The sequence below is a fragment of the Prochlorococcus marinus str. MIT 9107 genome (assembly GCF_000759855.1).
Taxonomy (GTDB): Bacteria; Cyanobacteriota; Cyanobacteriia; order PCC-6307; family Cyanobiaceae; genus Prochlorococcus_A; species Prochlorococcus_A marinus_N.
This window is the reverse complement of record NZ_JNAI01000003.1, coordinates 59526-78624: the sequence shown is the minus strand read 5'-3', so window position 1 is coordinate 78624 and position 19099 is coordinate 59526. Positions and strand designations below refer to the sequence as shown.

Annotated in this window: 22 protein-coding genes, 1 tRNA gene and 1 other RNA gene; 15 read left to right on the top strand and 9 right to left on the bottom strand. The window is 32.7% G+C overall.

From position 1 onward, the window contains the following. Positions 1-84 precede the first annotated feature (84 nt). Positions 85-1200, top strand: a complete 1116-nt coding sequence (gene ftsZ / locus EU92_RS07030; protein ID WP_032513110.1) for a cell division protein FtsZ — start codon at positions 85-87, stop codon at positions 1198-1200. A 12-nt stretch (positions 1201-1212) separates the two neighbouring features. Here ftsZ and ffs read toward each other — a convergent pair. Next, an RNA gene (ffs, locus tag EU92_RS09460) (signal recognition particle sRNA small type) lies at positions 1213-1309 on the bottom strand. Positions 1310-1356: 47 nt separating this feature from the next. On the opposite strand from ffs, the gene panB reads away from it, so the two are divergent. Further along, positions 1357-2130: a 3-methyl-2-oxobutanoate hydroxymethyltransferase gene (panB, locus tag EU92_RS07035; protein WP_032523516.1), complete on the top strand. Its 774-nt coding sequence runs from the start codon at positions 1357-1359 to the stop codon at positions 2128-2130. A gap of 355 nt (positions 2131-2485) precedes the next feature. On the opposite strand, the gene hemW is transcribed toward panB, so the two are convergent. Next, the gene (gene hemW, locus EU92_RS07040) at positions 2486-3709 is read right to left on the bottom strand and encodes a radical SAM family heme chaperone HemW (protein WP_032513112.1); all 1224 of its coding nucleotides are present in this window, start codon (positions 3707-3709) and stop codon (positions 2486-2488) included. A gap of 96 nt (positions 3710-3805) precedes the next feature. On the opposite strand from hemW, the gene EU92_RS07045 reads away from it, so the two are divergent. The 7 genes from EU92_RS07045 (at position 3806) to EU92_RS07075 (ending at position 8871) form a co-directional block, all read left to right on the top strand. Next, positions 3806-4915: a PIN/TRAM domain-containing protein gene (locus EU92_RS07045; RefSeq protein ID WP_032513114.1), complete on the top strand. Its 1110-nt coding sequence runs from the start codon at positions 3806-3808 to the stop codon at positions 4913-4915. Between the two features lie 40 nt (positions 4916-4955). Then, the gene (locus EU92_RS07050) at positions 4956-5618 is read left to right on the top strand and encodes an ATP-dependent Clp protease proteolytic subunit (protein WP_032513115.1); all 663 of its coding nucleotides are present in this window, start codon (positions 4956-4958) and stop codon (positions 5616-5618) included. Between the two features lie 25 nt (positions 5619-5643). Beyond that, positions 5644-6255: an ATP-dependent Clp protease proteolytic subunit gene (locus EU92_RS07055; RefSeq protein ID WP_032513117.1), complete on the top strand. Its 612-nt coding sequence runs from the start codon at positions 5644-5646 to the stop codon at positions 6253-6255. Positions 6256-6366: 111 nt separating this feature from the next. Continuing rightward, positions 6367-7356, top strand: a complete 990-nt coding sequence (ilvC, locus tag EU92_RS07060; protein WP_032513119.1) for a ketol-acid reductoisomerase — start codon at positions 6367-6369, stop codon at positions 7354-7356. Next, a complete protein-coding gene (gene cbiB, locus EU92_RS07065) occupies positions 7344-8366 on the top strand; it encodes an adenosylcobinamide-phosphate synthase CbiB (RefSeq protein ID WP_032513121.1) in 1023 nt (340 codons plus the stop codon). The genes ilvC and cbiB overlap by 13 nt, the downstream gene beginning before the upstream one ends. 44 nt (positions 8367-8410) lie before the next feature. Further along, entirely contained in the window at positions 8411-8656 is a 246-nt protein-coding gene (locus tag EU92_RS07070) for a chlorophyll a/b-binding protein (protein ID WP_032513122.1), read from the top strand. Positions 8657-8658: 2 nt separating this feature from the next. Continuing rightward, entirely contained in the window at positions 8659-8871 is a 213-nt protein-coding gene (locus EU92_RS07075; protein WP_032513124.1) for a hypothetical protein, read from the top strand. Here EU92_RS07075 and EU92_RS0108810 read toward each other — a convergent pair. The 4 genes from EU92_RS0108810 to EU92_RS07090 form a co-directional block, all read right to left on the bottom strand. Beyond that, positions 8866-9123 (bottom strand): hypothetical protein, encoded by a 258-nt coding sequence (locus EU92_RS0108810; protein WP_052045053.1) that lies wholly within the window; start codon positions 9121-9123, stop codon positions 8866-8868. The genes EU92_RS07075 and EU92_RS0108810 overlap by 6 nt on opposite strands. Positions 9124-9182: 59 nt before the next feature. Next, positions 9183-9428 (bottom strand): hypothetical protein, encoded by a 246-nt coding sequence (locus EU92_RS07080; protein WP_032513126.1) that lies wholly within the window; start codon positions 9426-9428, stop codon positions 9183-9185. A gap of 54 nt (positions 9429-9482) precedes the next feature. Continuing rightward, complete coding sequence (locus EU92_RS07085) at positions 9483-9797, bottom strand: hypothetical protein (RefSeq protein ID WP_032513128.1); 315 nt, start codon at positions 9795-9797, stop codon at positions 9483-9485. Positions 9798-9870: 73 nt separating this feature from the next. After that, the gene (locus EU92_RS07090; RefSeq protein WP_011132955.1) at positions 9871-10146 is read right to left on the bottom strand and encodes an HU family DNA-binding protein; all 276 of its coding nucleotides are present in this window, start codon (positions 10144-10146) and stop codon (positions 9871-9873) included. A 623-nt stretch (positions 10147-10769) separates the two neighbouring features. Here EU92_RS07090 and EU92_RS07095 point away from each other — a divergent pair. Then, positions 10770-12803, top strand: coding sequence for a glycogen debranching protein (locus EU92_RS07095; RefSeq protein ID WP_032513130.1), 2034 nt, complete (start codon positions 10770-10772; stop codon positions 12801-12803). Between the two features lies 1 nt (position 12804). Here the strand turns inward: EU92_RS07095 and EU92_RS07100 are convergent. Next, a tRNA-Gly gene (locus EU92_RS07100) sits at positions 12805-12875 on the bottom strand. 109 nt (positions 12876-12984) lie between these two features. Between EU92_RS07100 and EU92_RS07105 the strand changes: the two genes are divergently transcribed. The 5 genes from EU92_RS07105 to plsY are packed head-to-tail and all read left to right on the top strand — an operon-like array spanning position 12985 to position 17126. Further along, entirely contained in the window at positions 12985-14310 is a 1326-nt protein-coding gene (locus EU92_RS07105; protein WP_032513186.1) for an MFS transporter, read from the top strand. Between the two features lie 9 nt (positions 14311-14319). Next, positions 14320-15075 carry an MlaE family ABC transporter permease gene (locus EU92_RS07110; RefSeq protein WP_032513131.1) on the top strand — a complete coding sequence of 252 codons (756 nt, stop codon included), beginning with the start codon at positions 14320-14322 and terminating at the stop codon, positions 15073-15075. A 4-nt stretch (positions 15076-15079) separates the two neighbouring features. Then, entirely contained in the window at positions 15080-15484 is a 405-nt protein-coding gene (locus EU92_RS0108805) for a DUF3119 family protein (RefSeq protein ID WP_032513187.1), read from the top strand. A gap of 35 nt (positions 15485-15519) precedes the next feature. Beyond that, positions 15520-16530 (top strand): DUF3086 domain-containing protein, encoded by a 1011-nt coding sequence (locus EU92_RS07115; protein WP_032513132.1) that lies wholly within the window; start codon positions 15520-15522, stop codon positions 16528-16530. A gap of 5 nt (positions 16531-16535) precedes the next feature. Further along, positions 16536-17126: a glycerol-3-phosphate 1-O-acyltransferase PlsY gene (plsY, locus tag EU92_RS07120; RefSeq protein WP_032513133.1), complete on the top strand. Its 591-nt coding sequence runs from the start codon at positions 16536-16538 to the stop codon at positions 17124-17126. On the opposite strand, the gene pyrF is transcribed toward plsY, so the two are convergent. Together pyrF and tyrS are read right to left on the bottom strand one after the other, a co-directional pair. Beyond that, on the bottom strand, positions 17113-17841 hold the full coding sequence (gene pyrF / locus EU92_RS07125) for an orotidine-5'-phosphate decarboxylase (RefSeq protein ID WP_032513188.1): 729 nt from the start codon (positions 17839-17841) through the stop codon (positions 17113-17115). The genes plsY and pyrF overlap by 14 nt on opposite strands. Positions 17842-17848: 7 nt before the next feature. Continuing rightward, entirely contained in the window at positions 17849-19087 is a 1239-nt protein-coding gene (gene tyrS / locus EU92_RS07130) for a tyrosine--tRNA ligase (RefSeq protein WP_032513134.1), read from the bottom strand. Between the last annotated feature and the right edge of the window lie 12 nt (positions 19088-19099).

Sequence of the window (19099 nt, the reverse complement as noted above, 5' to 3'; positions counted from 1 at the left end):
TAAAGATTTTCCTCAACAATTTCCTACAGATGAGCTTAGTAAGTTCATAATGCACCCAACACCAGTATTAGATCCTATTAAGAGATGAGCTTAGGTAACATTCCAAACTTTGATCAATCAAAAGACATCCTACCAAGTCAGAATGCCAAAATAGAAGTAATTGGCGTTGGGGGTGGTGGAAGTAATGCTGTAAACAGGATGATTGATAGTGACCTTGAAGGCGTTTCATTCAGAGTTCTTAATACTGATGCGCAAGCCTTACTGCAGTCTTCTGCAGAAAGAAGAATTCAATTAGGTCAGAACTTAACAAGAGGGCTTGGAGCTGGAGGCAATCCAAGTATTGGTCAAAAGGCTGCAGAAGAATCAAGAGAGGAGCTACAACAATCACTAGAGGGGTCCGACTTGGTTTTTATAGCAGCAGGAATGGGTGGAGGTACTGGCACAGGAGCAGCTCCAGTTGTTGCTGAAGTTGCTAAGCAAAGTGGTGCGTTAACAATTGGTATCGTAACTAAACCTTTTTCTTTCGAAGGCAAAAGGAGAATGCGTCAAGCAGAAGAAGGGATTGAAAGATTGGCAGAAAATGTTGATACTCTTATTGTCATACCAAATGATCGTTTAAAAGAAGTTTCTGCAGGTGCCTCTATTCAAGAAGCGTTCAGGAATGCAGATGATGTTTTAAGAATGGGAGTTCAAGGTATAAGTGAAGTAATTACACGCCCTGGCGAGGTTAATCTTGATTTTGCTGATGTGAGATCAGTCATGACTGAAGCTGGTACAGCTCTTCTTGGTGTAGGTGTTGGATCTGGTCGATCTAGAGCTATAGAGGCTGCTCAAGCTGCAATCAATAGTCCATTACTAGAAGCAGGAAGAATTGATGGAGCAAAAGGTTGCCTTGTAAATATCACTGGGGGGAGAGATTTAACCCTTGACGATGTCAACTCAGTCGGAGATGTAATTAGTGATGTCGTAGATCAAGATGCAAATATAATTGTAGGTCAAGCGGTTAATGAAGAGATGGAAGGTGAGATACAAGTTACAGTCATTGCAACAGGCTTTGATACAAACCAAACATTGAAGCAACAAAGAATTAAAAACAGATTAACTAATCAATCTTTTTATAACGTTTCCGAGAAGAAAGACACAGGTGCAAATATTCCTGAGTTTTTGAGATTAAGGCAAAATAAAAAAGATATAAATTAATAGGTAAAATAGAGTGACTCGGTTATCTCGCCTGCCTCAAGCATCCCTTGTGGCTGCTACCTTCCGGTCCTGACCAGGTTTAGGTGTTAAAACCGCGAAAGGCCGAGTCAATGATATATTAGCAATTCTTGATTAAAAAAGATACTTACAATACTTATGTTACCTTCAGAACTGATTAAGTATAAAGAAAAATCTCAAAAGATTATTGCATTAACTGCATGGGACTCTATATCAGGATCTATTGCAGAACAAGCTAATGTTGACCTCGTCTTAGTAGGAGATTCTCTAGCGATGGTCTGTTTAGGATACAAATCGACATTGCCCTTAACTTTAGAAAACATAATTTATCATACTAATGCTGTATCGAGAGGATTTAAGAATAAAATCGAAGAACAACCTTTGCTTGTTTGCGATATGCCTTTTTTGACTTACCAATGTGGGGAGGATAAAGCTGTGGAGTATGCAGGGAAAATAATTCAAAGCACTTATGCAAAAGCTGTAAAAGTTGAAGGCGCTGAACCTGAAATACAAAAAGTCATTTCAAGATTAATAAGAATGGGAATCCCTGTTATGGGTCATATAGGACTTACACCACAAAGCTATTTAAAACTCGGATTAAAGAAACAAGGAGAAAGTTTAGAAAGCCAAGAAAAAATCAAAAGAGAGGCTTCAATTCTTGAAAAATTAGGATGTTTTTCAATAGTTCTTGAACATATTCCTGAATTACTTGCAAAAGAAATACAAAATAACTTAAAAATTCCCACAATAGGCATTGGTGCAGGTAATTATTGCGATGGGCAAGTAAGAGTTACTGCAGATTTATTAGGCCTTAATGATGATCAACCACCATTTTGCCAACCGATTATTCAGGGGAAGGACTTATTTAAGGATAAACTAAAAAAATGGGTAGCCTCAGAAAGACTTAACTAACCACATATATTCTGACATCAAGCAAAATCCCATGAGAATTAGGTTTTTACTACAGTCATTATAGAAATGGCTAATTTTGAAAGAGATTCATTTTTTCCTATTTTTGATATTTAAAAATAAGTTTGTGTAGTTTGCGATAACTAATAACAACAAGAGGAATGTATTAATAGACATTGAAAAAGAGGATTTTTATACCCTTTAATTTAGATCGAAATTCAACCATTTTCATCTCAGGGATTTGCTTTCCCTTATTTTTTTAAGGAAGTTTTTAAGGGGATTTATTTTATTATCTCAAATCGAGATAAAACCATTAATAACTATTTTTTTAGCTATGACCTCAAGAATATAGTTAGTCTTAATTCACCTTATCCCACCACTTAAACATAGAAATAAGAATTTGATTGCTTAACTCCATTCCTTTTGGATCACTTAAAAAGAATCTTTTCCCCTTTCTCACTAATAGTCCGCTTTCAAGAAATCTTTCCCATTCTTCAAGCAACTTAATAAATTTGCTTTCAAATTTTTTATTTTCCCAGTTTTGTTCTTTAAACAATTTATAAATATCTATACCCTCTTTAAGTCTCAATCCCAACATTATTTTCTCATCTAGTTCTTTATAAACAAAATCATTATTAATAAGGGACACATCCAAATTAAGTTCATATTGGTTAATTACCCATTCTTTATATTCCTTACTAACTCTAGGTCTAGTTAACTTTTCTCCCCAAGGAGAACTAGTAGAACCCTGACCAAAACTCCACCAGCCTAAACCACTCCAATAAACTCTATTATGTCTCGATTGATGCCTCGGAAGACAATAGTTTGAAATTTCATATCTTGAGTAACCTGATTTTTTTAATATTAAATTAGTTGATTCACTATTTCTAAAAGCCTCTTCATCACTTGGAAGTTTTAATTTTCCTAAATTAGCTAATTTTTTAAAAACAGTTCCATTTTCAATATTTAAATCATATATGGATATATGCGGCGGAGAAAACTTTATTGTCTTTTTTAAGTCTTCTTGCCATTCAATAAATCCACTAAGTGGTAAGTTTTGAATTAAGTCTAAGCTCCAGCTTTTTATTAATCCAGAATCATATACTTTCCCTAACCATAAACAAGATTTTTCAGCATCTTCTCTCATATGCCTTCTTCCAGAATTTTGAAGTATCTGATTATTGAAACTTTGCACTCCCAGACTAAATCTATTTATCCCAGCATTTATGAATCCATAAAGATCATCTAAACAAAAACTTGCAGGGTCAACTTCCATAGTGATTTCAGCGCCATAGTCAACTCCATAATTTTCTTTAAAAAGATCAATTAACTCTTTAATTTGTTGGGGATCCAAAATTGATGGTGTACCACCACCTATATAAATTGTCGAAAGTGGGGATTTATGCTTAATTGACAATATTTCTTTGTGCAAAAAATGCAAGTATTCTTTAACAGTTTTGCTTCCATATCCTTCTAAAGTTTCTATTTTATTTCCTAGTGGAATTACTGCAAAATCACAATAAAAGCACCTTCTATGGCAAAAAGGGATGTGTACATAAGCACTTCTTGGAAACTTATTCATAATCTAAATACATTTTTAAACCCCAAAACAGTATCAAGGAACGAAAAAAATAAAATCCTTATTTACTCAATAAGTAAATCCTAGTAGATTATAGATATGACAGATATCTTAGTATTAATTTTATTTGTATTGTCTGGCGCGGCTTCAGGATGGCTTGGGGTTGATTTATTGCCAGTAGACGTCCTCAAACAGGTGTCTAATGTAGAAGGTTTTAGGATTGTTTTAGCAATAATAGGTTTGTTTATAGGTTTAGCAGCTGGTTTTGTATTCCTTCAACTTAGGAAGACGTTTCTTGATCAAATAAGGACAATGCCTACGGATTTATTAATAAGTAGGTCAGTTGGCTTAATTTTAGGATTACTAGTAGCGAATCTTTTGCTTGCTCCAATATTATTAATTCCCTTTCCTAGAGAAGTCTTTTTTGCAAAACCCTTATCAGCTATATTAAGCAATATTTTCTTTGGAGTACTAGGTTATAAGTTAGCTGATACTCATGGCAGGACATTATTGAGATTATTCAATCCAAATAATACCGATGCATATCTAGTTAATGAAGGAATACTCCCTGCTGCAAGTCCAAAGATTCTAGATACAAGTGTAATTATTGATGGCAGAATAAATGGCTTATTAAGCTGTGGCCTTTTGGAAGGACAATTAATCGTTGCTCAAAGTGTAATTGATGAATTACAAACTTTAGCCGACTCAAGCAGTAATGAAAAAAGATCAAAGGGCAGAAGAGGTCTAAAATTATTAAAAGAATTAAGAGATTTATACGGGAGAAGACTTGTAATAAACCCAACAAGGTACGAAGGTAATGGCGTAGATGAAAAACTCTTGAAAATCACTGAAGATATGACAGGAACTTTAATTACGGCTGATTATAATCTCTCTCAGATTGCGGAAGTTAAAGAATTAAAAGTTATGAATTTGAGTGATTTAGTTATTGCACTTAGACCAGAAGTACAGCCAGGAGAATCACTTAATATAAAAATCGTAAGAGAAGGCAAAGAAAAAATGCAAGGTATTGGATATTTAGATGACGGAACAATGGTTGTTATTGATGAAGCAAAGAATTTTGTGGGGAGCAGATTAGATATAATTATCACAGGAGCACTACAAACTCCCACTGGAAGAATGGTCTTCGGAAAACTTACAAATAATCCTGAGTCAAACAAATCTTTTAAATCACCAGCGACACGGGGCTAAATCTAGCTAGAATCAAAACAATCTTAATTTTGTGATACAAATGACTGTATCTGCTCCTTATTACGGCGAAAACACCGTCATGAGGACTCCACCCCCTGATCTGCCCTCTCTATTACTCAAAGAGAGAATTGTCTACCTTGGTTTACCATTATTTTCTGATGATGATGCAAAAAGACAACTAGGAATGGATGTTACTGAGCTAATAATTGCTCAGCTTCTTTATCTGGAGTTTGAAGATCCTGAAAAACCTATCTATTTTTATATAAATTCAACAGGGACAAGTTGGTACACTGGTGACGCAGTTGGTTTCGAAACAGAAGCTTTCGCCATCTGCGATACGATAAGCTACATTAAGCCCCCAGTCCATACAATCTGTATAGGACAAGCAATGGGTACAGCTGCAGTTATCCTTTCATCTGGCACAAAGGGGCAAAGAGCCGCTCTGCCTCACGCCTCAATTGTTTTACATCAGCCGATAAGCGGAGCAAGAGGGCAAGCAACCGATATTCAAATAAGAGCCGAGGAAGTTTTGAAAAATAAAAAATCAATGCTAGAAATTCTATCTCACAATACTGGTAAGAAAGTTGAAGAACTCTCTAAAGACTCAGACAGGATGAGTTATCTCAACCCTCAAGAAGCCTTAGATTATGGAGTGATCGATAGAATACTCACAAGCCAAAAAGATTTACCAAATAAAATTTAACTCTCACAAACAACTACTTAAAATCATGCCAATAGGAACTCCAAGCGTACCTTACAGACTTCCAGGAAGTCAATATGAAAGATGGGTTGACATATATACCAGACTAGGTGTTGAAAGAATTCTTTTTCTTGGTCAAGAAGTTAATGATGCTATTGCTAATAGCCTCGTAGCTCAAATGCTTTATCTTGATTCTGATGATAATACTAAACCTATCTATTTATATATAAATAGTCCAGGAGGATCAGTAACAGCTGGCTTGGCTATATACGACACAATTAAATACGTTAAAAGTGATGTAGTAACAATATGTGTAGGCCTAGCAGCCTCAATGGGGGCATTCCTATTAGCCGCTGGAACAAAAGGCAAAAGAGTTGCTTTACCGCACAGCAGAATAATGATTCATCAACCCCTTGGAGGAACATCTCAGCGACAAGCCAGTGATATTGAAATAGAAGCTAAGGAAATTTTAAGAATTAAAGACATGTTAAATATGTCTATGGCGGACATGACAGGTCAATCATTTGAGAAAATCGAAAAGGATACAGATAGAGATTATTTTCTAAGCGCAGAAGAAGCAAAAAACTATGGCTTAATTGATAGAGTAATCACACATCCAAGCGAAGCGAATCAGTCTTAATTTTTCTAAATTATATATTTTAATATTAATTTTTAAATTAATAATTTATTGGTTTATTTACAGATTTAATGTCTAAAATACTAATTATCAAATGTTAAGTATTTACAACTAATGACCCAACTCTTTTACGACACAGATGCCGATCTAAGTCTTTTAAATAATAAAACAATTGCAATAATAGGATATGGTTCACAAGGTCACGCACATGCTCTAAATCTTAAAGATAGCGGTATGGATGTAATTGTAGGATTATACAAAGGAAGTAAGTCTGAAAGCAAAGCTATTAGCGATGGTCTAAATGTTTTTAGTGTTTCTGAAGCTTGCGAAAAAGCAGACTGGATTATGATTCTCTTACCCGATGAGTTTCAAAAAGATGTTTACCTTAAAGAAATAGAACCAAACTTAAAAGAAGGAAAGATATTAAGTTTCGCTCATGGCTTTAATATAAGATTTGAACTTATCAAACCTCCTAGTTTTGTAGATGTTGTAATGATTGCCCCAAAAGGACCTGGGCACACTGTTCGTTGGGAATATCAGAATGGTCAAGGAGTTCCAGCATTATTCGCAGTAGAGCAGGATTCCTCTGGTAGTGCGAGATCATTAGCCATGGCTTACGCTAAAGGTATTGGGGGGACAAGAGCTGGGATACTTGAGACGAATTTCAAAGAAGAAACAGAAACTGATTTATTTGGCGAACAAGCGGTTTTATGCGGAGGTTTATCTGAACTAGTCAAGTCAGGATTTGAAACTCTTGTAGAGGCGGGATATCAACCAGAACTTGCTTACTTCGAATGCTTACATGAAGTAAAACTAATTGTTGATCTAATGGTAAAGGGAGGCTTATCTCAAATGAGAGATTCCATTTCAAATACTGCAGAATATGGAGATTATGTAAGTGGCAAAAGACTGATCAATAGTGATACAAAGAAAGAAATGAAGAAAATCCTAAAAGATATTCAAGATGGGACTTTCGCTAAGAATTTTGTAGAAGAATGCCATAAAAATAAACCCTTAATGACAAAACTAAGAGAAGAGAACTCAAAACATGAAATTGAAAAAGTAGGTAAAGGTCTGCGCTCTATGTTCAGTTGGCTGAAATAAATTTATTCTTAATATTTCTGGGATCTATTGGTTTTGATTTATTGATCGGTGACCCAAGAAACTTCATTCACCCTGTTCAAATAATTGGCTTTTATATAAAAAAAATATCTGATTACCTCATAAATCATTTTGGAGAAAATAAAAAGATATTATTCTGGGGTGGTTTGATTGTCGCTATATCTACTATTGGAATTAGTTTTAGTTTAGGAAAATTTATAGAACTCAGTTATATGCAATCAAGAAATAATTCTTTGAGCGGATTATTAATTTTTTTAGGACTTTCAAGTTGCATCGCTACTAAGAGCCTTATTTTGAGTGTGAAAGAGATTGCAGAGCTAATAGAACACAAAGAAATTAATTACCAAATTGAAAAAATAATTAAAGAGAAAGTGCAAAGAATAGTAAGTAGGGATGTAAGAGTATCTTCGATAGAACACCTTTTGAGATCAAGTACTGAGAGTCTTACTGAAAATTCTGTTGATGGAATATTTGGACCCTTATTTTGGATATTTATTGGAATTATTTTAATGAAGTTTTCAATTTTCTTTCCAGGGCCTTTATCACTTGGTTTTTCTTATAAAGCTATAAGCACTTTGGATTCAATGATAGGTTACAAATATGATTACTTTAAATATTTAGGTTTTTTTAGTGCAAAAATTGAAGATATTTGTACTTTTATTCCTTCAAGATTAGTTTTGATCACATTACCTATAGTTGGTTCTAAAGTTAATGATTATAAATCAATCATAAAAAAAAGTTATCTTGATGGCAAAAAGTATGATTCGCCTAATTCTGGGATTTCAGAAGCTATATTTGCTTATATCTCTAACATTAAATTGGGAGGAAAAAGTGTATATAACAATGAAATTATTGAAAAGCCAATAATCAATGCAAATGGAGGTATTTGTACTGGAGAGAAAATTAACTTAATTTGTCAATTAATTTTGAGATTACAATTTTTATGGATAATAATTTTTATCTTAATTTTTATAGTTTCGAGTTTAATTTAATAATAAATTAGTTTTAAAAATATTAATATAAACAAAAAGACTTTATGCAAGAACAAAATTCTCCAATAGAAAATCAAGATAATGATTTTACTAATACATCATCAACTAATAATGAATTCTCAAATTGGGTAGACAATCAGGGAGATGAAGTAAAGAATGTATTTGGATTTAATAATAGTTCTGAGCTTGTTAATGGTAGAGCAGCAATGATCGGATTTTTGATGCTCATATTAACAGAGTTGGTTTTTAGCGGCAGACCCGTTACATCTTCAATCTTTGGTATTAATTAAAAATGGAAGAAAAAAAATCTAATCCAATAAAAGTATTCTTATACATTTCTGTATGGGTAATAATTTGGGGGACTTTAGGCTCTTTGATAGATTATCCTCTATATACAAATAAAATTTATTTAGAAGGGAGCCTATATCAATATCTTACTTTCGCAATTACAGCGATACTTTCAGTCATATGTGCAAAATTTATTTTTAAAAAAATTGATTTATAAAAACTTGTACCTAAATTTCTTAATAACCTTAGCAGGTTCTTTGTTTTCATTTGACTCATAAAGTATCCACTGATGTGTTTCAGTATCATGATCACAACCATAATTACTAGAAACGTTTTCGAAACTTGATAGATATGAATGGCAATACTGATCCGCTTCAAAAGCAGAGCCATAACCTGTTAGAAAATATATCAAGAAAAAAACAAGTACTAACAAAAAAAATACTTGAGAAACCAAATTAACTAACTTCATAAGAATTTCTAAAATTTAAATATATCATTTTAGAAAAAATTTGCGATCAAAAAATATAGTTAACGGCCGACATTAAAAATAAAATCGTGGAATTTTTGATTATTTAGATACAGGATAATTAACAGCAACAAAATCATATTCAACCCTAGTACTATTGATCCAAAAATATTTATTTGTTTTTTCCCTGGCAAGGTGTAAGTAAATTTCTTGCCTTTAAGAAAAGAAGCTAATCCTTTTTTTTCTTTTTTTGAATCTTTTATTTGATCTTCATTCTTACCTTCATTTTCAGAGAAACCTTTAACCATTACAACTTAAATATCAGATTTATAATATTCCAAAAAAAGAAATTATTTTAATAATTAACAATTTTTATTCACATACGGAATCATAAATGAGGTTCTTTTCTTGGATAAATTTTTCAGAAAATAAGCTTCAATAAGTTCAGCCTGTAATCCCAATAAACTAGATTGACATTTGAATCTATTTTGATCAAATACTAATAATTGGAGTTTTTCTATTTGAGAAACTAACTCTATACATACTTGTTGGGTTTGAGAATATTTAATACATTCACTCGATTGTTTTAAAACCTTGAACTTTGTTGGTATTGTCTCTGCTAAAACGAAATTAGAGAATAACAAATATTTCAGGAATAAAATAGTTAAAAATTTCATTACTTATTAAGACATAAAAAAGATGCTCTAAAAGAGCATCTTAGTATTAAGGGAAGAATTAGATTAAAAAAGATTACCCTTGAACTCTATCCTTAAAAAGTTTACCGGCTGAGAATGTAGGAACTCTTTTAGCAGGTATTGCTATTTTTTCGCCTGTCTTAGGGTTTAATCCCTGTCTTGCAGAACGATCTCTTGGTTCAAAAGAACCAAATCCTAGTATGGAGACTTTTTTGCCTTCCACTACTGAATCAACAATAGTTTCAATAGCTGCATCAACAACTAAAGAAACATCCGTTTTTGTGAGCTCGGTACGAGCAGCAACAAGATTTACTAAATCAGCTTTGTTCATTGAATTGTTTATAAAGCAGAGATTCAAAAAGACAAGAGTGTTAATCAAGCCTATAACCTCGAACTTGCACATCATATGGAGCAAATACGAATACGGCAACCGAAAATCCCGGCGGCGCAAAGCTTTATACAAACTTTAGGGACATTTTTAGCTGTATTGTTTATGTTTATAGTCGCAAATTTTTCTTATATTAAACATTAGCTCTACACCTAGAAAACAGCTAAATCCATTGGTAATACTAGCCTTATTCTTAAAAAAGTTAACTTCATTTATCAAAGAAAAAATATTCCAAAGGCAATGAATTTAAGAATTTGAACTTTATATTATTTTTTATTAACTTTCAGATATATTTCCTTCTCATCACATGAAAAAGCTTAATTAGTATTTTGAAATAAAAAAAATCTGTTTTTTTTAATCAATCTTTCTTCCTAAATGGTTTAATTCACTGAACAGATATATGGGCAAATTGCAATAAGTTAAAAATTAATATAGTTCAAGATTTAAAGAAGTTGATTAGTGAAACCTTAAATTTGAGTTTTTTTTTAAATTTTGCATCTATTATTCCAATATCACTAATTTAAATAAATTTATCTCATATTTAACTAATCAATGATAAGTAGACAGTGACTCATATTAATAAAGGTAAACCATTCCCTCTAGGCAGTTCTCTAACTTCACAAGGAGTGAATTTTTCCCTCATAGCAACAAATGCAGAATATGTAGAAATCTTATTGTTTGAGAAAGAGGACTCTATTTGCCCAAAAAATATATTAAAACTAGATAGGAAGCATAATACAGGTCCCTATTGGCATGCTGAAATAAGGAATCTAAATGAAGGCTGTATTTATGCTTTTAGAATAAAACAAAAAAATAATGGAATCAACAATAACTACGAAAAAAAAGTTTTACTTGATCCATGTTCAAGGGGTATTACTGGATGGGGAAGTTATAAGAGAGAAAATGCATTAGAAAAGCATGAAAATACCAATTCTTGTCTTAAAAGCGTTGTTTGCGATAGAAAATTATTTAATTTTAAAGATTATCCAAGACCAAAACATTCTTGGGAAGAAACAATTATTTATGAACTCCATATCAAAGCCTTCACTGAATCAACGGATAAAGATGAAAGTTGTTTTAAGAGATTTTTAAAAAAAATTCCATATCTCAAAGAACTTGGTATCACAACAATAGAATTACTTCCAATTTTTTCTTTTGATCCCACTGATGCTCCAGATGGTCTAGAAAATTTTTGGGGTTATAGTCCAATCAATTGGTTTACGCCGCACTTTGAATATTTGTCGAATGAATCTGCAGAAAAAAATAGAGAGGAATTTAGAAAATTAGTAGAGGAATGTCATAATGCAGAAATTGAAGTCATCTTAGATGTTGTTTACAATCATACATCTGAAGGAGATTCTCAAGGGCCTGCAATATCTTGGAAAGGGATAGATGAAAATCTTTATTACTTTATTGGAAAAGACAAAAATTATCAGGACGTATCTGGTTGTGGGAATACTATTGCAGCAAACAGAGGATTAGTTAGAAAACTAATAATTGAATCATTAAAATGTTGGGCGAATGAATTAGGAGTTGATGGTTTTAGATTTGATTTAGGAATTGCACTATCAAGAGGAGAAAATCTTTTGCCACTAGATAATCCTCCAATTTTTGAAGATATAGAATGTGAACCAGAGCTTATTGACATCAAATTGATAAGTGAACCATGGGATTGTGGTGGCCTATATAAATTGGGTAATTTCCCATCTAGGAATACTTTCACTTGGAATGGTCACTTTAGAGATGACTTACGGAGATTTTGGAAAGGAGATAAAGATACAGCTTGGAATATGAGCGATAAGATAAAAGGTAGCCCATCTATTTATAAACAAGATAATATATTTCCTAAATCTATAAATTTTATTACTTCTCATGATGGATTCACTCTCAAAGATTTAGTAACATTTAATAGAAAACATAATTTCGCGAACAAAGAACAGAATAAAGATGGAGATAACCATAACAATTCCTGGAATCATGGGATAGAGGGTCCAACTACAAATTCATTTATAAATGACCTAAGAAAAAGACAACAAAAAAATCTTCTTCTTAGTTTACTTATTTCAAAAGGTGTTCCAATGCTACTTATGGGAGATGAGATAGGAAGGTCCCAAGGAGGCAATAATAATTCTTGGTGCCAAAATACCTTATTGGGTTGGATGAATTGGGATCATAATCAACAAGATTTAGAATTATTAAACTATTTAAAGTACGTTATAAAAATTCGAAAAAAACTTATAAAAATTTTCAATCCATTATTCTTACCTAACAATCAAAACCATGAAGATATTCCAAGATATCATTGGCATGGAACAAAGTTAGATAGCCCCGATTGGAGTAGTTGGTCGCACACAGTTGCTTTTAGCATTAATAAAGGCAAAACTAATCCTCTTGTATGGATAGGTTTAAATGCATATTCAAAAAGTATCGATTTCCCATTACCAAAATGTAAATATAATTGGTTAAAAGTAATTGATACTAGCATGTCTGAGATTTTTGAACCCCAAACTGTTAATGAAAAAACTGTTTTAATAAAGAGTAGAAGCTCTCTTTTAATTATTTCAGAAGAATTATTTGGAGGAAGGAAAAATATATTCTAAAAGCGGGCGGCGGGAATCGAACCCGCATCTTCAGCTTGGAAGGCTGAGGTTTTACCACTAAACCACGCCCGCAATACGTAATAGAATTACAATTGCAATAATACATTATCAAACAATCAACAACTTAAAAAGATTGGAAAATTCACACTCAAAAAATATAACTGGATCAAGAACTAGATTAATGCTTTCCTATGGGCTTGGTGATGCTGGGACAGGACTTGCTAATGCTCAATTTGGTTTTTACCTCTTCCCTTTCTTTACTTGTGCGGCAGGTTTACCCCCATGGGTAGCAAGTTCTATCTTGATGACAATTAAGCTCTGGGACGCAATTAATGATCCTTTGATTGGTTGGATGAGTGACCATACTCAATCAAGATGGGGTCCAAGACTACCTTGGATGATTGGGGCATCACTTCCATTAGGAATTTTTTTAGCTGCAATGTGGTGGATTCCCAATGATTACAGCATAAAAGAAAAAACTTTTTACTACATATGTACATCAATTTTGTACATGACAGCTTATACATCTGTAAATCTTCCTTATGGAGCATTAGCAACAGAAATTAGTGAAGACGAAAATATTAGAACTAGACTTAACGCCGCGAGATTTACTGGTTCAATATTAGCTTCTTTATCGGGATTAACTGTAGGAGCAATATTCTTAACGAAAGGGGATATTGGGTACCTAACAATGGGAAGAACATCTGGTACTATTGTTGCACTAATCACTCTACTTTCAACTTGGGGTTTAGCTCCATTTGCAAAAAATGCGAGAAAACCCATTAATAAAATACAACCAATAAAAAATCAATTCAAGCGCATTTTCAATAATAAAATTTTTATAAAAGTAATCTATCTCTATTTACTGCTTTGGTGCGGATTGCAGTTAATGCAAACAGTTTCATTAATATATTTGCAACAAGTGATGAATTTACCAAGAGGGATATCTTTTTGGATCATCATTCCTTTTCAAATCAGTGCTCTTTTAGGATTGCAGGTTTGGAGTTTTTATTCCAATAGATATGGAAGAATTAAAGCACTAAAAATAGGAGGATTTATATGGATTGGTGGTTGCTTGATCGCAATGATATTACCTTCATTGTCAAATAATTTTGAAATGAATAATTTCAATATAGATTCTATAAAAATGTTAATTTTGTTTCTAACAATATTATTTGTTGGATTTGGAGCATCAACAGCATATTTAATACCTTGGTCTTTATTGCCAGATGCTATTGATCATGATCCAGACAAAGCAGCAGGGATCTACACCGCTTGGATGGTTTTATGTCAAAAACTTGGTATAGCTTTAAGCGTAGGATTATTTGGATATCTACTAACTCTTACTGGTTTCAAACAAGCAGCCTGTCAAGGAATTTTAGACATCACTCAACCAGATTCCGCATTAATAACTGTAAGAATTTGTATGGGATTAATACCTTCAATTCTTGTCTATTGGGGCCTATTAATTATGAGAAAATGGGATCAAGAATTAATTACAAACTAATCTAGAGATATGAATTACCCTAAGTTTTTTATAAGACTTCTAAGCAGCTTAATCATTGGCGGGCAAGCAATTAATTTTATCTTTAGAGGTAAGATTTCTAAAAATGATCTCTATGAGCAACTAATGGAGTCGGGACCTGGAAGTTTATTAATAGTTTTAATTACAGGAATTGCTGCAGGTACAGTCTTTAATATTCAAGTTGCATCACAACTTACAAGTATGGGTGTCTCAAGTGAAATAGGAGGTTTATTAGCAGTAGGAATGGCAAGAGAAATGGCTCCCCTTCTAACTGCTACCTTAATGACAGGGAAGGTTGCTACCGCTTATGCTGCTCAACTAGGCACTATGAAAGTTACAGAACAAATTGAGGCTATAACAATGTTAAGAACGGAACCAGTCCAATATTTGGTAGTCCCGAGGTTACTATCGATGGTAATAATGTCTCCGATACAGTGTCTTTTGTTTTTATCTGTAGCTTTGTGGAGTGGACAAATTTGGAGCACAATTTTTTATAACGTTCCTCCAATAGTTTTTTGGACATCTGTAAGATCAGGTAATGTAAGTTTGACAAATACAGATTTAAACTCAATGTTAATAAAATCTGTAGTGTTCGGATTACTTATTTCAATTATTTCTTGTGGATATGGACTTACAACTAAAGGTGGTCCAAAAGAAGTTGGAACAAGTACTACAGGGGCAGTTGTAATGACTCTCGTTACTGTATCTTTAATGGATGTATTACTAACACAAATTTTATTTGGATGATTCTATGATTAACACTAAATCAAAAAAAGAAGAGCCAGTAATAATATCACCATCATTTCAATTACCAATTATTCTGATAGTTTTAAGTTTTATGCTTTTATTCTTGAATATTGGTTCTTTGCCAACAATAGTTTCTGCATCTTTTAGCTTTTTTTTATTACTGCAATCATTTACCCTAAGAATAAAAATAACAAGTGATGATTTTGTCGTTTTACAACTAGGAAAAGAGATTAGAACTTTCCCATTCAAGAACTGGATATCTTGGAAATTCTTTTTTCCTGTAATCCCGGGTATTTTTTATTTTAGAGAAAAGTCCAGTCCCCATTTATTACCAATATTATTTAATCCAAAGCAATTAAAAGATGAACTTTTAAAAAAAGTTGACTCCTTAGAAATTAAAAATTCCTAAAATCCAGTATTTGCTTAATCATCAAAATTATTTAAATGACCAATACAGAAATTTCAAACAATCATCCTGAGAAGGAGTTAATCCCAGACAAGACGATTTCAGATGATAAAACAAATCAAATTAATAAGAAAAAGTCAACTCAAAATAGAAAAAATACTTCAAAAAACGACAAGTCAATTAAATCCTTTGATGAAATTTCTAATGAGATCTTTAGCGATCTCATTTCAAAAAAAGACTCTTTAGTTAAAGAAATAAAAGAATTAAAAACAAAAAAAAATGAACTAGAAAAAGATATTGAGTCAAATTTTAAAGGACAGTCAGATAATATTGCTAAAAGAGTTAAAGGCTTTCAAGAATATTTAACGGGATCTTTGCAGAACCTTTCACAAAATGTGGAGAAACTTGAATTAGTTTCTCAACCAATAATTGTAAAGCCATCTCCGCTTGATGAAAAAAAGCAGGACATTAGCATAAATAATTCGGTTAATGTTCCTGCTCTCTCTGAAACATTTAAGCCAGATGAAAAGATTATAAAAAGCTGCTTTTCAGCTTTTACAGAACAACCTGATTTTTATGCTGAACCATGGAAATTAAGACGAAGTCTTGATTCATCAGATATAGAAATCATGGAAGATTGGTTCTTCAATATGGGTGGGAGAGGTTCTCTTGAAAGTAGAGGATCTCGACAAAAAAATGCCTTATTATCAGCTGGTTTAATATCTATTCTTGGCGAATTATATGGAGATCAGTTTCAGACGCTTATCTTAGCTTCCCAGCCTGAACGATTAGGAGAGTGGAGAAGAATTCTTCAAGATTCACTTGGTCTTACAAGAGATGACTTTGGACCTAATAGTGGGATTGTACTTTTTGAAAGACCTGAGGGAGTTATCGAAAGAGCTGATAGATTAGAATCCAATGAAGAATTGCCATTTATTATTATTGATGCAGCAGAAACATCTGTTGAAATTCCAATACTTCAATTCCCATTATGGCTTGCATTCGCTGGTTCGGATAGTGAAATTTACGATGATCTTGAACTAAACTGATACTTATGAATATTTTAATAATTTCTGTAAGTTATCTTTTAGGATCTCTTCCCACAGGCTTTTTAATTGGGAAATACCTCAAAAATATAGATCTCAGGACTATAGGCTCTGGATCTACAGGTGCCACAAATGTCTTAAGAAATGTAGGGAAATGGCCAGCACTTTTTGTTTTTATAATTGACGTTGGAAAGGGTCTTTTTGCAGTAAAAATTGCTCAAACTTTTACTGATCAAGGGTTTATAGAAGTAATGGCAGGCATATCCGCTATAACAGGTCATATATGGCCAATATGGCTTAAAGGGAAGGGAGGAAAAGCTGTTGCGACTGGATTAGGTATGTTTTTAGCTATTTCTTGGAAAGTTGGATTGGCATCGCTTGGCATTTTTTTAATCGTATTAGCAAAAACTAAATTTGTATCTTTATCCAGTATTTCAGCTGCAATCTTACTTCCTGTTTTTATGTTTTTTTACCTCGATAATTTTATGGACTCGTACTTTTTTATAAGTTTAATTGTGACATTGTTAGTTATCTGGAAACATAGAGCAAACATAATAAGATTGCTTAAGGGAGAAGAATCTAAAATCAACCAGAATTAATAGATTTAAATATTTCTGTGAGAGCTTTATTAGGATCTGTGGCTTTTGATATAGATCTACCAATGACCAATTTAGAAGCACCATTATATATGGCTTCATAGGGAGTCATAATTCTATTTTGATCATCTTTATTTTCAATCTTTAACCTGATACCTGGAGTAATTAGTTCAAAATTATCCTTATAGATTGATCTCAACATTTTCGCCTCCCATGGGGAACAGACACATCCATCTAATCCCGCATCAAAAGACAACTTTGCAAGTCTCAAAACATTATCCTCAATTGAATTATTCCTATCAAGATCAGTTTGAAAATCTTTAAGAGAAAAACTTGTTAATACAGTGATGCCTACAATTAATGGAACTTTTACATTAGATAAAGTTGCTCCTTCTAAAGATGCTTTTTTCGAATCCTTCAGAGCCTTAAGACCTGCCGAAGCATGAACAGAAATTATATCAACTCCTAATTTTGAAACTTGATAACAAGCTGCACTCATAGTATTTGGAATGTCATGAAACTTTAAGTCCAAAAAAATATTTTTATTTAAACCTTTCAATAGTTCAATAACTCTTGGGCCTTCTCTAACAAAAAGCTCTAAACCAACTTTTACCCACTTAATATCAGGGCATTTTTCTAAAAGTAATTTTGCTTGACTTACATCTAGGCCATCAATTGCCAATATTATCTTATCTCCCGAATTAAATCTGTTATTCATTTCTTTATTAGTTTTCAAACCTCTTAATTATTTTTTTTCCAATTTGCAAAATTTTACCCTCTAAATCTTTTTTAGAGTCAAAAACTAGATCAGGGTTGATTACTTTCTGGCTATCAATCTTTACACCGCCACCTTTAATAGATCTTTTGGATTCACTGCTAGATTTAAATAACTCTAAAGCACTCAGTAAGTAAAAAAATTTAACGGGGAAAACTATTTCTTTTAATGAAATCTCTGGGATGTCTCCAACTTTCTCTTTATGTCCAAGAAACAATTTCTCGCAGTTTGATTGTGCTTTTAATGCTTCTTCAGCGCCGTGGAATAAAGAAGTAACCTCCAAAGCCATTCTTCTCTGCAACTCGCGAGGATTTTCGTCCTTGAGAATATTTAAATCTAATTCTGTAAGTAATTCAAAATATGTAGGAATTATATTATCAGGAACTTTTTCTAATTTTGAATACATTGAAAGAGAATCTTCGCTCAAACCTACAGTATTAAATTCAGATTTACTCATCTTCTTAATTCCATCTAAACCTGTCAAAATTGGTAACAGAATGCCGTATTGAGGTTTTTGTTTAAAATGCCTTTGAAGATCCCTACCTATTGCAATATTAAATTTCTGATCTGTGCCACCAAGCTCGATATCTGATTGAACTGCTACCGAATCAAAACCTTGTAATAGTGGATATAAAAATTCATGCAAAGCAATTGGAACTTGTGCATTATACCTTTTATTAAAGTCCTCCTTAGCTAGCATTTGACTAACCGTTGCACTCCCCATCAATTCAATTATCGAATTAAGATTTAATTCTTTTAACCACTCACTGTTATATCTAATTTCAATTCTATCTTTTGAATCAAAATCTAAAATAGATTCATTAGATGGTTTCCCCATCCCTAGTTGGGTTAAGTATGTTTTTGCATTTTCCTTAACCTGTTTTTCAGATAACTGAACTCTTGTTTTATTTTTTCCAGTTGGGTCTCCTATTTGAGCAGTAAAATCGCCAATAATTAAAACTGCAATATGTCCGTTATCTTGAAATGCCCTAAGTTTTTTAAACAATATACTGTGCCCGAGGTGAATATCGGTTCCAGTCGGATCGATTCCGAGTTTAATCCTTAATTTTCTATTGTTTTTTTCGGCATCATCGATTATCTCTGCAAAAGTTTGATTTGTACCCTTAATTGGAAAGTATTCTTCGATTCCTCTCGAAATCCATTTTGGCAATATTAATTTATCGGACATGAAGCTTTAATT

What these genes read in the sequence shown, in the direction of transcription:
- ftsZ (WP_032513110.1), top strand. Translation starts at nt 85, where the DNA reads ATGAGCTTAGGTAACATTCCAAACTTTGATCAATCAAAAGACATCCTA.
- panB (WP_032523516.1), top strand. Translation starts at nt 1,357, where the DNA reads ATGTTACCTTCAGAACTGATTAAGTATAAAGAAAAATCTCAAAAGATT.
- hemW (WP_032513112.1), bottom strand. Translation starts at nt 3,709, where the DNA reads ATGAATAAGTTTCCAAGAAGTGCTTATGTACACATCCCTTTTTGCCAT.
- EU92_RS07045 (WP_032513114.1), top strand. Translation starts at nt 3,806, where the DNA reads ATGACAGATATCTTAGTATTAATTTTATTTGTATTGTCTGGCGCGGCT.
- EU92_RS07050 (WP_032513115.1), top strand. Translation starts at nt 4,956, where the DNA reads ATGACTGTATCTGCTCCTTATTACGGCGAAAACACCGTCATGAGGACT.
- EU92_RS07055 (WP_032513117.1), top strand. Translation starts at nt 5,644, where the DNA reads ATGCCAATAGGAACTCCAAGCGTACCTTACAGACTTCCAGGAAGTCAA.
- ilvC (WP_032513119.1), top strand. Translation starts at nt 6,367, where the DNA reads ATGACCCAACTCTTTTACGACACAGATGCCGATCTAAGTCTTTTAAAT.
- EU92_RS07070 (WP_032513122.1), top strand. Translation starts at nt 8,411, where the DNA reads ATGCAAGAACAAAATTCTCCAATAGAAAATCAAGATAATGATTTTACT.
- EU92_RS07075 (WP_032513124.1), top strand. Translation starts at nt 8,659, where the DNA reads ATGGAAGAAAAAAAATCTAATCCAATAAAAGTATTCTTATACATTTCT.
- EU92_RS0108810 (WP_052045053.1), bottom strand. Translation starts at nt 9,123, where the DNA reads ATGAAGTTAGTTAATTTGGTTTCTCAAGTATTTTTTTTGTTAGTACTT.
- EU92_RS07080 (WP_032513126.1), bottom strand. Translation starts at nt 9,428, where the DNA reads ATGGTTAAAGGTTTCTCTGAAAATGAAGGTAAGAATGAAGATCAAATA.
- EU92_RS07085 (WP_032513128.1), bottom strand. Translation starts at nt 9,797, where the DNA reads ATGAAATTTTTAACTATTTTATTCCTGAAATATTTGTTATTCTCTAAT.
- EU92_RS07090 (WP_011132955.1), bottom strand. Translation starts at nt 10,146, where the DNA reads ATGAACAAAGCTGATTTAGTAAATCTTGTTGCTGCTCGTACCGAGCTC.
- EU92_RS07105 (WP_032513186.1), top strand. Translation starts at nt 12,985, where the DNA reads ATGCTTTCCTATGGGCTTGGTGATGCTGGGACAGGACTTGCTAATGCT.
- EU92_RS07110 (WP_032513131.1), top strand. Translation starts at nt 14,320, where the DNA reads ATGAATTACCCTAAGTTTTTTATAAGACTTCTAAGCAGCTTAATCATT.
- EU92_RS0108805 (WP_032513187.1), top strand. Translation starts at nt 15,080, where the DNA reads ATGATTAACACTAAATCAAAAAAAGAAGAGCCAGTAATAATATCACCA.
- EU92_RS07115 (WP_032513132.1), top strand. Translation starts at nt 15,520, where the DNA reads ATGACCAATACAGAAATTTCAAACAATCATCCTGAGAAGGAGTTAATC.
- plsY (WP_032513133.1), top strand. Translation starts at nt 16,536, where the DNA reads ATGAATATTTTAATAATTTCTGTAAGTTATCTTTTAGGATCTCTTCCC.
- pyrF (WP_032513188.1), bottom strand. Translation starts at nt 17,841, where the DNA reads ATGAATAACAGATTTAATTCGGGAGATAAGATAATATTGGCAATTGAT.
- tyrS (WP_032513134.1), bottom strand. Translation starts at nt 19,087, where the DNA reads ATGTCCGATAAATTAATATTGCCAAAATGGATTTCGAGAGGAATCGAA.